We start from the raw sequence: 14,514 nt of genomic DNA, 5'->3' as shown, positions 1-14,514 counted from the left end.
TGCGGCGGCAACCTTCGCCGCGCGGCCGGAACCATCACGAAGTGGTGCAGACCGAACCGTTTTGCCAGCGTGGCCGTTCCTCTTCCCCGGCGTCGCCGGTCCACCACCGGCGGACCGGCACCCGTAGAGTGACAGGGAGGTGAACGTCATGCGTGTCTTGCGTTGGATGATCGTCTGTTTCGGCATGTTGGGCGGGGCGATTGGACTGGGGCAGGCCGTTCAGGCCACCCCATTGCCGGTTTCCGCGATGGACGGCTCGGTTCAACGAGCGCCCCTCGTGGAACAGGCCCGCTGGCATGGCTACCGCCGCCATCATTGGCATCGGAGACATTACGGCTACCGCCGTCACTACTGGCACCGGCGCCACTACCGCCCGGCCTATGGCTGGCGGCGTCACCATGGCTGGCGCCCCCATTACGGCTGGCATCGCCACCACCATCACCGCCGGTTCTATTTCTGAAGCGCCGATCCGGCCATCGCAGAGATTGGGCAGGGCGCCGGAGACGGCGCCCTTTCACGATCCTGTCGGTGCTAGGGCTCGATCCAGCCGCGCCCTTCATTCAGCGCCGCGACCTGCGGTGTGAAGCTCCCATCCGCTGTCTGGAGCACGAGCGGCGGCCGTAACGCGAACGGCCCGCGGCTGCCCTTCACCGCCGTGATCAGAATACGGATGGCCGGGCGCTCGATGCGAGCCTGGACCGGGCGCACGACGATCGAACCAAATCGGCCGCGCAATCCGTCGAGGCAGGCGGGCAACGCGTCCGCCCGGTGGATCAGTCCGAGCCGCCCATTCGGTTTGAGAAGATCGACACAGGTGCGCAGCCAAGCATCGAGACCGCCGCCCTCGAAGGTATGGGCGGAGGCCTTTGCGGCGACGGGGGAGGGCCGGTGCGCGCCGGCCTCGAAGAACGGTGGGTTGGTCAGCACGAGATCGGCGAGACCTCCGACGAGGCCGTCCGCCTTCCGCCGGGTGCCGCTGGCCAGAACGTCGGCTTCGATCACCGCGGCGCGCGCCGCAAAGCCATTCCGTTCGATGTTGCGGCGGGCGAGGTCGGCAAAGCCCGGATCCCGCTCCACCAGGACGATCCGACACTCCGGCACGCGAGACGCGACGGCGAGCCCCACAGCGCCGGTTCCGGCACCGATGTCGTAGACGACCTCTCCGGCATGCGGCGCGATGAGACCACCGAGCAGCACGGCATCCGTCCCGGCGCGATGCCCGCCGCGTGCGGGCTGAGCCAAGCGCAGGGCGCCCCCGAGCCAGACATCGATATCGGTTTCGTCCGCCTCAGGCATCGCGCAGCTCGTCGGCAAGGCCGGCGTCGACGAGCAGTCGCCGTGCCTCCGTGGCCCGATCTTCGGGAACGAGGAGGCGGCGGGCGAAGGCTCCGATCGAACCTTCGAGGAAGCTCATATGATTGTCGGCCACGAATACGGGAATGTCGGCGCCCTCCAGAAGGGACTGGGCGAAGCCCATGAGAACGATGTCGTTGCTACGGATCAGTTCCGTCATGGGTCTTCCCATTGGCCGTCCGGATCGCGGCCTCCACAGCGGAACCTATACCTTGCGGCATGGTGCGTGTTGCAGCGACTCCGAGCGCATGCGATGGGGTCGGCACGGAATTTGGTCGCGGGACATCGCCGGCCCGAGCCGGCCGATCCTCGCGGCCGTGCGCTCGGTGCCATCGGCGCATTGGGTTGGAGGCACCGGGGTTTTGGGCGTGGTAGTTCCCATCGATGAGAGCCGCCCCGATCCGGAGGCGAGCTTGGCAGACCTCGTCGCCCTGGTCTCCAGCGACATGGAGCGCGTCAACGCGACCATCCTGTCGCGGACCGGCTCGGACGTACAGATGATCCCGGAGGTGGCCAATCACCTCATCTCATCCGGCGGCAAGCGCCTTCGCCCGATCCTGACCCTCGCCACCGCCGATCTCTGCGCCTATTCGGGAGAGGGCGCGGTGAAGCTCGCCGCCAGCGTCGAGTTCATGCACACCGCCACCCTGCTGCACGACGACGTGGTCGACGGGAGCGACATGCGGCGGGGCAAGGTGGCCGCCCGCATCAAGTGGGGCAACGAGGCGAGCGTCCTCGTCGGCGACTTCCTGCTGGGCCAGGCCTTCCGGATGATGGTCGAAGTCGGCTCGCTGAAGGCGCTCGACATTCTGTCGGCTGCCGCCACCATCATCGCCGAGGGCGAGGTGATGCAGCTCACCGCCGCCAAGAACACCGGCACGAGCGAGGACGAGTATCTCGCCGTGATCCGCGCCAAGACCGCCGAACTTTTCGCCGCCGCCTGTGAGGTCGGGCCCGTCCTCGCCGGGCGCAACGGCGCCGATCAGGCCGCCTGCCGCGATTACGGGATGAACCTCGGCATCGCCTTCCAGCTCATCGACGACGTGCTCGATTATGGCGGAACCAGCGCTAGCCTCGGCAAGAACGTCGGCGACGATTTTCGCGAGGGCAAGATCACCCTGCCGATCGTCCTCGCGGTGCGGCGCGGCGACGACGGGGAGCGCGCCTTCTGGAGGCGGACCCTGGAGGAGGGCGACGTGTCGGACGCCGATCTCGCCACCGCCCTGGAGATCCTGCGCCGCCACGGGGCGCTCGAGGACACGATGGACCGGGCGCGCCATTACGGCGACATGGCCCGCCACTCCCTCGCCGGGTTCCCGCCGAGCCCGATGAAGCATGCGCTGCTGCAGGTCGTGGATTTCTGCATCGCGCGGGCGCACTGATTGCTGCCGGACGGAACGCCGGTCAGGCGGCTTTCGCCGCATCGAACGCAGTGATCTCGGTGGGGCTGAGCACGATGTTCCCGTCGGTATCGGACCACGTCTCCAGAAGTCCGTCGGTGGTCGTCTTGTCCACCGGCCGTCCAAACAGGAAGCCCTGGCCGTAGGTACAGCCCTGGCCGGCGAGCCATTCCACGCTCGATGCGGTCTCGATGCCTTCGGCGGTGGTGAGAAGACCGAGGCTCGCGCCCAAGGCGATGATCGCATCGACGAGTTTGGCCCGCTCTTCACCCTGCGGGATCGAGGCGACGTAGCTGCGATCGATCTTCAGCTTGTCGAATTGCAGCTCGCGCAGGTGGTAGAGGCTGGAATAGCCGGTCCCGAAATCGTCGAGCGCGATCCGTACGCCGAGATTCTGCAGCGACTTGAGCGCCACGCGCGCCGCTTCCAGATCGATCACCAGAGCCGTCTCGGTGATCTCGATCTCGAGCCGATTCGGGGAGAACCCGGTCTCTGTGAGAATCGCGAGAATGCGCTCGGGCAGCTGCCGGTCCTGCAGCTGGAGCGGTGAGATGTTGATCGCGAGCTGCAGGTGGGCCGGCCAGGACCGGGCATCACCGCAAGCCTGGCGCATCAGCGACCAGGTCATGTCGGCGATCATGCCGGTCTCTTCGGCGAGGGTGATGAAGTCCACCGGGTTGAGGAGGCCCTGGTCCGGGTGACGCCAGCGGGCCAGGACTTCGAAGCCGATCAGCGCGCGTCCCGGTAGGGACACGACGGGCTGGTAGAACGGCTCGATCTCACCGCGCTCGATGCCGAGCCGCAGGTCCTGCTCCAGGCGGGCACGCACCTTGAGGGCGTGCCCCATCTCGAGCTGGAAGAACCGGTAATTGCCGCGACCGTCCCGCTTGCCCTGGTACATCGCCACGTCGGCGGCGTGCAGAAGCGCCTCGGACGTCCGGGTCTGAGGGGAGGCGATGGCAATGCCGATGGTCGCCCCGACTTCGACGCGGCCGTGCGCGCACGTCACCGGCTGAGCCAGCGCCGTGATCACCTGCTGCGCGAGGCGGGCGACGGCCTCCGCATCGTCGCGAAAATCGAACAGGACCGCGAATTCGTCGCCGCCCAGGCGCGCGATCACGCTTCCCGTCGGCACGAGGGCGCGCAGCCGGTCGGCCATTGCACACAGGACGATGTCGCCAGCGGCGTGGCCGTGAACGTCGTTCACCGGCTTGAACCGATCGAGATCGATCAGCATCACCGCCAGCGGCGGTACGTCGGGACCCTGCGAAAGTCGCGCGTCCAGCCGCTCCTGAAACAGGCGGCGATTGGCGAGGCCGGTCAGGGCGTCATGGCGCGCGACGGATTCGGCTCGGGCCTGGGCACCGTCGCGGGCGAGCATCGCCTTGCGCAACTGCAAGGACTTGCGCACCGCAGCGGCGACCACGCCGAGGCTCATGCACAATGCCAGCATCAGGAGATCCTGCAGCTGATGCGTGGCCGTCATATCGAGCAGCACCGCGAACAGGCCGAGTTGGGTGCCGGCGATCCAGATGCAGGTGCCGATCATCATCAGGCACAGGAGTTCGCGGCGCTCTCCCTCGCCCCATGATGTCTGTCGCGGATTGTCCATTCGGCATCCCTCTGCACCCTGACCCTGTGCGGAGGAGTCTTTCCCTCGGGTAAACTTCAGGCACCGGAGACTGCCGATTCACCCCGATATCGCACCTCGCAGGCATGTCGGGTCAGTCAAGCTGAATCGATGCTTACCGTGCGCAAGACATCCCGGGTCGACGATACTCGGACTATGTCACGCTCTATCATCGAAGCAGGGCAGACTTCACCCACCAGGCCGGGTGGCTCATCCCGAGCCGACGCGCCGCGCGCGCTGCGGCCGAGCGGTCGGAGAACAGCGCGTAAACCGTCGCCCCCGATCCCGACATGCGGGCGAGGCGACAGCCCGGCTCGCCGCGCAAGGCGGTCAACACGGTCTCGATCACCGGGGCGACAGTCAGGGCCGGGCCTTGCAGGTCGTTGCGCGCAGGGCCGATGATGTCGAGGACGCGCTCCGGGTCCGCTCCTGCCGGCACGACAGGATGGTCGCCGGGAATATGGCGCTCGCCGACAGCAAGACCGAGGGCGCGGAACACCGGTGCGGTGGCGACGGGTACGCCGGGGTTGATCAGCACCACCGGCAACGGCGCGAGGTGCAACGGCGCGCCGACGCTTTCGCCCGCGCCGGTCATCATCCGCGCACGGGGATCGAGACAGACCGGAACGTCGGCGCCCGTGGCCCGTGCCGCGGCAAGGACGGCCGGATCGTCCGCATCGAGGTGGTTGAGGCGGGCGAGCAAGCGCAGAGCCGCGGCGGCATCCGACGACCCGCCACCGATCCCGGCAGCCACCGGCAGGCGCTTCACGAGATGGAACGCGCCGAGCGTCAGGCCGGGCTTTGCCGCTGCGAGATGCCGGGCCGCCCGGATCACGAGATTGTCGTCGAGGGGACCGGCCGGACCGGCGGTCGGGCCCGACACCGTCAGCGACAGCTCGGCACCCGGCACCAGGGACAGACCGTCGCCGGCGCCGCTGAAGGCCACGAGGCTTTCGAGCTCGTGATACCCGTCCCCAGCGCGGCGTCCGCGCACGTGGAGCGTCAGATTGATCTTCGCCGGAGCGCGGGTGAAGAGGGGCAGCACGGGCTCTCGGGGCTGATGCGTCAGGATGCGGGGCCGGTCTGGCCCCGCATCGCCGTGCCCGTCAAGTCCAGAGGGCGATCAGCCGCCACTCTTCTTGTCGGCCGCACCCGGCGGCTCGTTCGGAGCGGGGGCGCCCTTGGGCAGTTCCGGGTTCACCTTCGTCTCGGGCGGGTTCTCGGCGGTGGCCGCCGGCTTCTCCAACTCGGGCAGCCCGTCCTTGAGCTTGACGTTGATCTTCTCGAGATCGTCCGGCTCGGGGTTGAGGTCCTTGGCGTGCTGCCACTGGAACTTGCCCTCCAACCGCCGGCCCGAGCGCCAATAGGCATCTCCGAGGTGGTCGTTGATGGTCGGGTCGCCGGGCTTCAGTTCGATCGCCTTCTCGAGCTCACGCACGGCATCGTCGTAGCGGCCGAGGCGGAAATAAGCCCAGCCGAGGCTGTCGATGATCATGCCGTCGCGCGGGCTCGCATCCACCGCCTGCTTGAGCATCGTGAAGGCTTCGTCGATGTTGATGTTCTGGTCGACCCACGAATAGGCGAGGTAGTTCAACACCTGGGCCCGGGCGCCGGGCTGGGTCGCGGGGACCAGTTCGAGGGCCTTCTTCAGATCGGCCTCGGCCTTGCCCCATTGCTTGGCGCGCTCGTAGGCGGTCCCGCGGAAGTAGAACGTCGTCCAGTAATTCGACGCCGGCTGATCGCCGATGAGCGCAATGGCACGGCTGTAGGTTGCCGCCGCCTCTTCGTACATCTTGCGCGAGCGCTGGACATTACCGAGCGCCGTGATCACGTCGATGTCGTCGGGATGCGCCTTCATCGCCGCGTCGAGGTGCTTGATCGCCTCGTCGCCCTTGCCCATCTGCTCCAGGTTGAGCCCGACCTGCACGTCGGCATTGAGCCGCAGCGGCGACGAGGTGGGAATCTGCGCGTAGGCCTCGTTGGCGCGATCGGTCTGCTTCATCCGGTCGAGGATGTCGGCGAGGGTGAGGCGGGCGAGCGCATGCTCGGGGGCGAGGTAGAGGGCGAGCCGGAGGTAGACCACCGCCGGCAACTCGTCGCCCTGAGTCGAGCCGGCGGAGCCGAGCCCGTACAGCACTTCACCAGCGCCTTCCTGCGCGGTGTTGATCAGGCGCGAGAGGGGCTTGCCCTCCTTCAGCTTGGTCAGGGCATCACGGACGATGGGATGGCGCGGCAGCAGCTTGTCGAAATCGGTATAGGCCTGGATCGCCAGATCGGTACGGCCCTGCTGCGCCTCGAAGCGGGCATAGGCGTCGACGATGCGCAACGTGTTGTGGTCGGCCTCGTAGGCCGCCTTGAGGCGGCGCTCGGCCTCGGCCTGATCACCCACCAGATTGGCGATCAATCCCGCATGGAAATCCCGGAAGGTGTTGTAGTAGCGCTCACCCTTGAGCTTGTTGATCGTCTCGAGGGCGCGCTTGCCGTCGTTGGCACCCGCAAAGGCCCAGGCGGTGAGCAGCGTCGCGGTGAGATCGGCCGCCGCCCCACGACCGCTGCGGGCAAAGTTCTGGCGCGCCTGCGCGAATTGTCCGGCCTTGATCTGGCGCACCCCCAGGGCGAGCTGGGCGAGGCCGTTCGAGCCGTCGCGGGTGGTCAGGCGCTCGGCGGCGCGGAACGCGTCGGGCAGAGCGCCGTCGGCCAGCAGCGACACGAAGGCGCGTTCGAGAAGCTCCGCATTGCGCGGATCGGCCTTGACCGCCTCGCGGTAGAAGCTCGCGGCCGCGGCCGTGTCCTTCGATGCGCCGGCGATGTAGGCGGAGAGAAAGTTTCCTTCGAGCGATTCCGCGGGCTCGTAATCGGAGAGCGGGGTCGACTCGCGCGGCTGCGCGGCCTGGCCCGGAAGGGTCGCAGCCAGGTAGAGAGCGAGAGCCGAGAGGGCCCGGCGGGTCGCTGCGTTTCCGTTCATGAGCACCGTTCACGGCTCCTGCGCTCCGGCTTTCTCATGGAGCCGGGCTTTGATCGGGCGTGACACTGAACCCTTCCCACCATCCCCGCAAGGCATAAGGATGGCGGCGAAAGTGCCGCTTCCGTCGGGACGGAATCGGCTGGTCGGGTCTTGCATGGTCGCGTTTCCCGAACGTTAGCCGGCGCCGCCGCGTGCGAAAACGCGTCGGAGCCCGCTATATCCGGCAGCGCACGCCTCACATGTTCGGGTAGTTCGGCCCGCCCGGTCCCTCGGGGGTCACCCAGTTGATGTTCTGGTTCGGGTCCTTGATATCGCACGTCTTGCAGTGGACGCAGTTCTGCGCGTTGATCTGGTAGCGCAGCCCATCACTCGCGGCCGCATCCGCGACCCATTCGTAGACGCCGGCCGGGCAGTAGCGTGCGGACGGACCGCCGTAGACGTCGTGCTCGGACGCCTTCTGCAGATCGAGGTTCTTCACGTTGAGGTGGGGCGGCTGGTCCTCCTCATGGTTGGTGTTCGAGAGATACACCGAGGAGAGCCGGTCGAAGGTCAGCTTGCCGTCGGGCTTGGGGTAGACGATCGGCGTCACCTCGCTGAGCGGCTTGGTGCAGGCGTAATCCGGCTTGCCGTGCGTCAACGTGCCGAACGGCGAAGCATCGAGGAGGGTGTTGGCCCACATGTCGAGACCGCCGAGGCCGACGCCCATCAGGGTTCCGTAGCGCGACCAGAGCGGCTTCACGTTGCGCACGCGCTTGAGATCCTGGCCGACGGCGCTGGCACGCCATCCATTCTCATAGGCGGCGAGTTCGTCGCCGTGACGGCCGGATTCGAGCGCCTGCGCGATGGCCTCGGCCGCCTGCATCCCCGACAGCACCGCGTTGTGCGAGCCCTTGATGCGCGGCACGTTCACGAAGCCGGCGGAATCGCCCACCAGACAGCCGCCGGGGAAGACGAGCTTGGGCACCGATTGCCAGCCGCCTTCCATGATCGCACGGGCGCCGTAGCCGATGCGCTTGGCCCCCTCGAAGGTCTCGGCGATCATCGGGTGAGTCTTGAAGCGCTGGAACTCGTCGAACGGCGACAGGGTCGGGTTCTCGTAGTTCAGGTGCGTGACGAAGCCCACCGAGAGCAGGTTGTCGTCGAAGTGGTAGAGCCACGAACCGCCGCCGGCCTTGTTCGGCAACGGCCAGCCCATGGTATGCCGCACGAGCCCGGCCTCGAACCTGTCGGGAGCGAGCTGCCACAACTCCTTGACGCCGAGACCGTACTTCTGATGATCGCTATGGGCGTTGAGCTTGAACCGCTCGATCAGCGTCTTGGTGAGCGAGCCGCGCGCGCCCTCGCCGAAGATCGTGTACTTTCCGCGCAGCTCCATGCCGCGGGTGTAGTCTTCGCGCGGTTCGCCGGACTTGCCGATGCCGAGGTCGCCGGTGGCGACGCCGACCACAACGCCCATGTCGTCGTAGAGCACTTCCGCGGCCGGAAAACCGGGATAGATCTCGACGCCGATCTCCTCGGCCTTGGCGCCGAGATACTTGGTCACGTTCGAGAGCGAGCCGACGAAGTTGCCGTGGTTCGACATGAACTTCGGGAAGAACAGGTTCGGCATCGTTACGCCGCTGTTCTTCGTCAGGAACATGAATTCGTCGCGCTCCACCGCCGTCTTCAGCGGACGGGCCGGATCTTCACGCCAATCCGGAACCAGCAGATCGAGGCCCGACGGATCGATGACGGCACCGGACAGGATGTGGGCGCCGACCTCGGAGCCCTTCTCGACGACGACGATGCTGATGTCGGAGGACAATTGCTTGAGGCGGATGGCGGCGGCGAGCCCGGCCGGCCCGGCCCCCACGATCACGACGTCGAAATCCATCCCCTCGCGTTCGGGCAGCGCCATACCATCATCCTCCTGTCACGCCTCGCCGCTGGGCGGGTAGGGCGTGAACGATTGCTTTGATCCACTCTCAACCCATTCCAACCTTGGAACGCAAGCGGCCAAGCCCCGGAAAACCCCAAGCCATGCAAAACCGCTCGTGGTGAAGCGTCGCGCCGACGGAAATCCGGGCAGGACGATGACGGCAGTTGTCCCGCACGCCTGGACGGGCCACATCCTTAGTCATGAGTGCGAGCGACGACCGGCAGCGCGACCTGATTGCGACCCTCGATTTCCACGTCGCGGCGGGCGTCGACGTCATGCTCGACGAGCATCCGCACGACCGCTTCAACGAAGCGGACGCCCCGGTCAGGGCGGAGGCGCCGCGGCTGGAAACGCAGCCGGCGATAGCCGAGACCCGCCCGCGTCTCGAATTACCGCCACGCGGCGAGGTCGCGACCCAGGTGCCGACCCGGACCTACGGCCAATCGGCCGCCGCCAAGCCCGGCGAAGCGGCCGGCGACGCGCGGGCGCGGGCCAAGGACGTGACCTCTCTGGAAGAGTTGGAGGCCCTGCTCGCGGGCTTCGATGGTTGCCCCCTGAAGTTCACGGCCAAGAACCTCGTCTTCGCCGACGGCGATCCGACAGCAAAGCTGATGTTCATCGGCGAGGCCCCCGGCGCCGACGAAGACCGGATCGGCAAGCCGTTCATGGGCCGCTCCGGCAAGCTCCTCGACCGGATGATGGCCGCGGTGGGCCTCGACCGGACCAGCGCCTATGTCACCAACATCGTGCCCTGGCGCCCGCCGGGAAACCGCAATCCGACCCCGCAGGAGGTCTCGATCTGCAAGCCGTTCATCGAGCGGCAGATCGAGCTCGCCGACCCCGACCTCATCGTCTGCCTCGGCAGCCCGGCGACGCAGGCGATCACCGGCACCAAGGACGGCATTCTGAAAGCGCGCGGCCGCTTCTATCCCTACCACGTCGCCGGCCGCGAAATCCGGGCGCTGGCGACGCTCCATCCCGCCTATCTCCTGCGCCAGCCGCTGCAGAAGCGCCTGGCCTGGCGGGACTTCCGCACCTTGCGCGCCGCCCTCGACGGCAAGGCCTGAGCCCGCTAAGGCCGGTGCCGAGACCCCGGGCAGGCGACCAGCCGGAACCGTATCTCGCTCAGGGGAATTACTTCGGGTGGTCGGCATCGGTGCCGCATTCCGGGACAGGTGGAACGAGCACATGCGCTGGGATGATTTCCGCAGTTCCGACAACGTCGAAGACCGGCGTGGTGAAGGCGGTGGCGGCGGTGGCGGCTTTCCGGGCGGCGGCGCCGGCAGTCTCGGCATCGGGACCATCGTCATTCTGTGCATCATCGGCTGGGTCACCGGGATCAATCCGGCGGTCCTGATCGGGGGCGCCGAGCAGATGTCCGGCGGCGGACGCCCGCGCCAAGAGCAGGCCGACCCGCAGACCCAGTCCCAGCGCAAATCCAAGCCCACCGACGAGAACGGCAAGTTCGCCGCCGCGATCCTCGGCAATACCGAGGATGTCTGGAGCACGGTGCTGCCGAACCAGACCGGGCGCCAATACCGGCCGACGACGATGGTGCTTTACCAGGGCGGCACCCGCAGCGGTTGCGGCTCGGCCCAGGCCGCCATGGGGCCGTTCTACTGCCCGATCGACAAGAAAGTTTATCTCGACACGTCGTTCTTCAAGGAGATGGAGCAGAAGTTCGGCGTGAAGGGTGACTTCGCCTATGCATACGTCATCGCCCACGAAGTCGGGCACCACGTCCAGGACGAACTCGGCATCCTGGGCAAGGTGCAGGGTCGCCAGCAGAACGCGTCGAGCAAGGTCGAGTCGAACCAGCTTTCGGTGCGCATCGAACTGATGGCCGATTGCCTCGCCGGCGTGTGGGCGAAGAATTCCAACGACAAGTACAATTCGCTCGAACCCGGCGATATCGAAGAGGCGATGAACGCGGCCAGCGCCATCGGCGATGACAAGTTGCAGAAGCAGTCGCAGGGCTATGCCGTGCCGGATTCGTTCACGCACGGTTCGTCGGCGCAGCGCCAGCGCTGGTTCATGACCGGCTACAAGAGCGGCCAGACCAAATCCTGCGACACCTTCCGCGCCACCGGCAATTGAGACCGGCGCTGTCGGCAGGTCGCGGTTTGCCGTAGGATCGCGATCGAACGCCCGCGCGGATCAGCCGAAGGCAGCACATTCATGGTCGCATCCGACAAGACCCGCAGCTTCGTCCCGCTGGCCATCGCGGTTCTCACCGTATCGGATACCCGAACGCTGGAGGAGGACCGCTCGGGCGACACCTTGGCCGACCGCCTGAGTGCCGCCGGCCATACGCTCGCGGCGCGTACCATCGTCCCGGACGATGTCGAGGCCATTCGGGGTCAGGTCGAGGCCTGGACCCGCGATCCGGCGGTGGACGTGGTCATCACCACCGGCGGCACCGGCTTCACCGGCCGTGACGTGACCCCGGAGGCGATCGAGCCATTGTTCGAGAAGCGCATGGACGGCTTCTCGGCGGTCTTCCACCGCATCTCCTACGACAAGATCGGCACGTCGACGCTGCAGTCGCGCGCCACCGCCGGGGTGGTGAATGCCACCTACGTTTTCGTCTTGCCGGGCTCTCCCGGCGCCTGCCGTGACGCCTGGGACGGCATCCTGGCCGCCCAGCTCGATTACCGCCACCGGCCGTGCAACTTCGTCGAGATCATGCCGCGCCTCGACGAGCACCTGCGCCGGGGCGCTTCGATCCAGGCCTAGCTCCGTTCGAGGCGCGCCGCGAGTCGGCGCACCTTAAGCCGCCGCGAAAAGCTGGGGCCGGCGAGCAGGCGGTCGCGGCGGACGAGATCGCCGGTCCGCGGCGCCGTTACTCCGATGACGCTTTCACCGCGCGCCGCAAGCCGGGCCGGGATTCCCGCGTGCGGGCGGCGCAGACGACCGAGGGCGAGGTCGGGCCGAGCGGTACCGATGAACCGGTCCAGGATGCGGATCCAACCCTCCGCCGGCACATCGCCGGCATCGAGACACAACACCCATTCGCGACGGGCCGCCTTCGCCCCGGCCGACCAGGGGGTCGCCCCCCGCGCGCGGATCACCAGAGTGGCCCCGGTGGCCTCGGCCACGGCGTCGATCGCGGCATGGTGTGACGGCGCGATGATCACGGCATCGCCGATCAGGCCGGCGGCCACACCGGCCACCAACGCACCGAGGGTATCGGCAAGCTGATCGACCGCATCAGGGTCGGCCGGCCTCGCCACGTGGATCAGAGCAGAAATCATGCGCGCGCATAGCGTATTTTTGCGGCGCGAGAAGGCGCCGATCCGCAACGTTTCCGCACAAGTCTACGTACCGACGCAACCCCTCGCCGACTTGCCTGAAATATACGCAGTACAGCACCCGTTTGTTCATGATACGTTCTTTTCCGTCACGATGGCGGTCGGGACGTGGGGATCATCATGGCACGGAGGCACGCGACGGGTCGGGTGACTGATTCCGCTGCGGGACTGGGCGAACGCCGCCTGTCCGCCACGACGATCGCCCCGGAAGCGCGGCGGGGGCGGGGCGCCACCGCCAACCCCGACGGCCGTTTCGAGACGACGCGGCGCGAGATCCTCGACGATGGCTGGGAATCGGAGGCCGGCCCGACGCAGCCGCGCACCGAGGTGAGTGCGGAGCGTGCCCGCACCATCATCTCCCGCAATACCTCGCCGGACATCGCGTTCGACCGTTCGATCAACCCTTATCGCGGCTGCGAGCACGGCTGCATCTACTGTTTCGCGCGGCCGAACCACGGTTATGTCGGCTTGTCGCCGGGCCTCGATTTCGAGACGAAGCTGTTTCACAAGCCGGAGGCGGCGGCCCTGCTGGAGCGCGAATTGTCGGCGCGCGCCTACACGCCGGGGACGATCGCGCTCGGCACCGCCACGGATCCCTACCAGCCGATCGAGCGCCGGTATCGCATCACCCGCGGGGTGCTGGAGGTTCTGGCGCGGTTCCGCCATCCGGTGGGGATCGTGACGAAATCGAACCTCGTCACCCGAGACATCGACGTTCTCGGCCCCATGGCGGCAGACGGACTCGTCAAGGTCGCGGTCTCGGTGGCGACCCTCGATCCGGTCCTCGCCCGACGGATGGATCCGCGCGCGCCGCACCCAGAGAAGCGCTTGGAGGCGATCCGGTCCTTGAGCGCGGCGGGCATTCCCGTGATGGTGATCGTGGCGCCGATCATCCCGTCGCTCAACGACCACGAGATCGAGACGATCCTGGAACGCGCGCGCGATTGCGGTGCCCGCGAGGCCAACCACGTGCTGCTGCGCCTGCCGCATGAGCTCGACGACCTCGTCAACGACTGGTTCGCCGAGCATTATCCCGGCCGGCAAAGCCACGTGATGTCGCTGGTGCGACAGGCCCGGGGCGGAAAGGCCTACGATTCCAGCTATCGCACCCGGATGACGGGATCGGGCGCCTATGCCGACCTCGTCACGCGTCGCATGCGCCTCGCGAAACGACGTCTCGGCTATGCTACCGAGCGGCTGACCTTGCGCACCGACCTGTTCACGCGGGGCGCGGCACTGGGCGCGCAACTGACGCTGTTCTGAGATCGTCCGCAGGCCCGTAACGGCGGGTGAAACTGACCCGGTGGTGGGCCGAGCGGCCGAGGCTCGCCAGCCCGGCCAGATGGGCACGGGTGCCGTAGCCGACATTGCTGTCCCAGCCGTAATCGGGATGGCGCCGGGCCAGCACCCGCATCACCGCGTCGCGCACGGTCTTGGCGACGATGGAGGCGGCGGCGATCTGCGGCACGAGCCGGTCCCCGCCGATCACGGCGCGGCAGGGCTGCGCGATCCCCGGAATGCAGTCGCGGCCATCGACCAGCACCGTCGCATCGAGGCCGAGCTTGGTCACCGCGCGGGCCATGGCGTCCAGGGTGGCGCCGCGGACATTGATCCGATCGACCAGCGCGCGCGATCCGGCGGCGAGCGCGACGCGACCATGCGCGCGGATCAGCGGCGTCAGGCTCTCGCGCTCGGCCCGCTTGAGACGCTTGCTGTCGTCGAGACGGGCGAGCAGGGCAGGGGGGATCAGCGCGGGGTCGAACCAGACGGCGGCCACCACCACCGGCCCGCTCAAGGCCCCGCGCCCGACCTCGTCGCAGCCGATCGCGACCGGATACTCCGCAGCGGCATTCGGATCGAAAGGGCGCATCGGTCACGGGGCGTGTGAGTGGCGGGGTCGGACCTTGGCAGCTGGGCCGGCCCACGTCACCTCGTCG

Annotated in this window: 14 protein-coding genes; 6 read left to right on the top strand and 8 right to left on the bottom strand. The window is 67.6% G+C overall.

The features are described from left to right. Positions 1–148 precede the first annotated feature (148 nt). Positions 149–460 (top strand): hypothetical protein, encoded by a 312-nt coding sequence (locus G3T14_RS07775; protein WP_163641711.1) that lies wholly within the window; start codon positions 149–151, stop codon positions 458–460. A gap of 71 nt (positions 461–531) precedes the next feature. On the opposite strand, the gene G3T14_RS07770 is transcribed toward G3T14_RS07775, so the two are convergent. Further along, entirely contained in the window at positions 532–1,296 is a 765-nt protein-coding gene (locus G3T14_RS07770) for a methyltransferase (protein ID WP_163641710.1), read from the bottom strand. Further along, positions 1,289–1,513, bottom strand: a complete 225-nt coding sequence (locus G3T14_RS07765; protein ID WP_163641709.1) for a DUF2007 domain-containing protein — start codon at positions 1,511–1,513, stop codon at positions 1,289–1,291. Before G3T14_RS07765 ends, G3T14_RS07770 begins: the two co-directional genes overlap by 8 nt. 202 nt (positions 1,514–1,715) lie before the next feature. Between G3T14_RS07765 and G3T14_RS07760 the strand changes: the two genes are divergently transcribed. Continuing rightward, complete coding sequence (locus G3T14_RS07760) at positions 1,716–2,735, top strand: polyprenyl synthetase family protein (RefSeq protein ID WP_163641779.1); 1,020 nt, start codon at positions 1,716–1,718, stop codon at positions 2,733–2,735. 22 nt (positions 2,736–2,757) lie between these two features. On the opposite strand, the gene G3T14_RS07755 is transcribed toward G3T14_RS07760, so the two are convergent. The 4 genes from G3T14_RS07755 to G3T14_RS07740 all read right to left on the bottom strand — a co-directional run bounded on the left by G3T14_RS07755 (position 2,758) and on the right by G3T14_RS07740 (position 9,245). Further along, the gene (locus G3T14_RS07755; RefSeq protein ID WP_163641708.1) at positions 2,758–4,365 is read right to left on the bottom strand and encodes an EAL domain-containing protein; all 1,608 of its coding nucleotides are present in this window, start codon (positions 4,363–4,365) and stop codon (positions 2,758–2,760) included. A 187-nt stretch (positions 4,366–4,552) separates the two neighbouring features. Further along, positions 4,553–5,428, bottom strand: a complete 876-nt coding sequence (locus G3T14_RS07750) for a 4-(cytidine 5'-diphospho)-2-C-methyl-D-erythritol kinase (protein WP_163641707.1) — start codon at positions 5,426–5,428, stop codon at positions 4,553–4,555. Positions 5,429–5,506: 78 nt separating this feature from the next. Next, positions 5,507–7,348, bottom strand: a complete 1,842-nt coding sequence (locus G3T14_RS07745) for a tetratricopeptide repeat protein (protein WP_163641778.1) — start codon at positions 7,346–7,348, stop codon at positions 5,507–5,509. A 235-nt stretch (positions 7,349–7,583) separates the two neighbouring features. Further along, complete coding sequence (locus G3T14_RS07740) at positions 7,584–9,245, bottom strand: electron transfer flavoprotein-ubiquinone oxidoreductase (RefSeq protein ID WP_163641706.1); 1,662 nt, start codon at positions 9,243–9,245, stop codon at positions 7,584–7,586. 221 nt (positions 9,246–9,466) lie between these two features. Between G3T14_RS07740 and G3T14_RS07735 the strand changes: the two genes are divergently transcribed. From G3T14_RS07735 to moaB, 3 genes are all read left to right on the top strand, one after another. Continuing rightward, complete coding sequence (locus tag G3T14_RS07735; protein ID WP_163641705.1) at positions 9,467–10,333, top strand: uracil-DNA glycosylase; 867 nt, start codon at positions 9,467–9,469, stop codon at positions 10,331–10,333. 121 nt (positions 10,334–10,454) lie between these two features. Further along, positions 10,455–11,363, top strand: coding sequence for a neutral zinc metallopeptidase (locus G3T14_RS07730; RefSeq protein ID WP_163641704.1), 909 nt, complete (start codon positions 10,455–10,457; stop codon positions 11,361–11,363). An 81-nt stretch (positions 11,364–11,444) separates the two neighbouring features. Next, positions 11,445–12,002, top strand: a complete 558-nt coding sequence (moaB, locus tag G3T14_RS07725) for a molybdenum cofactor biosynthesis protein B (RefSeq protein WP_163641703.1) — start codon at positions 11,445–11,447, stop codon at positions 12,000–12,002. Here the strand turns inward: moaB and G3T14_RS07720 are convergent. Continuing rightward, a complete protein-coding gene (locus tag G3T14_RS07720) occupies positions 11,999–12,520 on the bottom strand; it encodes a hypothetical protein (protein ID WP_163641702.1) in 522 nt (173 codons plus the stop codon). The two genes, moaB and G3T14_RS07720, sit on opposite strands and share 4 nt — an antisense overlap. A 204-nt stretch (positions 12,521–12,724) precedes the next feature. Here G3T14_RS07720 and G3T14_RS07715 point away from each other — a divergent pair, with 204 nt between their 5' ends. Then, positions 12,725–13,840: a PA0069 family radical SAM protein gene (locus tag G3T14_RS07715; RefSeq protein ID WP_348645231.1), complete on the top strand. Its 1,116-nt coding sequence runs from the start codon at positions 12,725–12,727 to the stop codon at positions 13,838–13,840. Here the strand turns inward: G3T14_RS07715 and G3T14_RS07710 are convergent. After that, a complete protein-coding gene (locus tag G3T14_RS07710) occupies positions 13,797–14,447 on the bottom strand; it encodes a ribonuclease HII (protein WP_163641700.1) in 651 nt (216 codons plus the stop codon). The genes G3T14_RS07715 and G3T14_RS07710 overlap by 44 nt on opposite strands. Between the last annotated feature and the right edge of the window lie 67 nt (positions 14,448–14,514).

Origin of the sequence: Methylobacterium sp. BTF04 (genome assembly GCF_010692745.1) — a bacterium.
Classification (GTDB): Bacteria; Pseudomonadota; Alphaproteobacteria; order Rhizobiales; family Beijerinckiaceae; genus Methylobacterium.
This window is presented reverse-complemented; position numbering and strand designations above follow the sequence as displayed.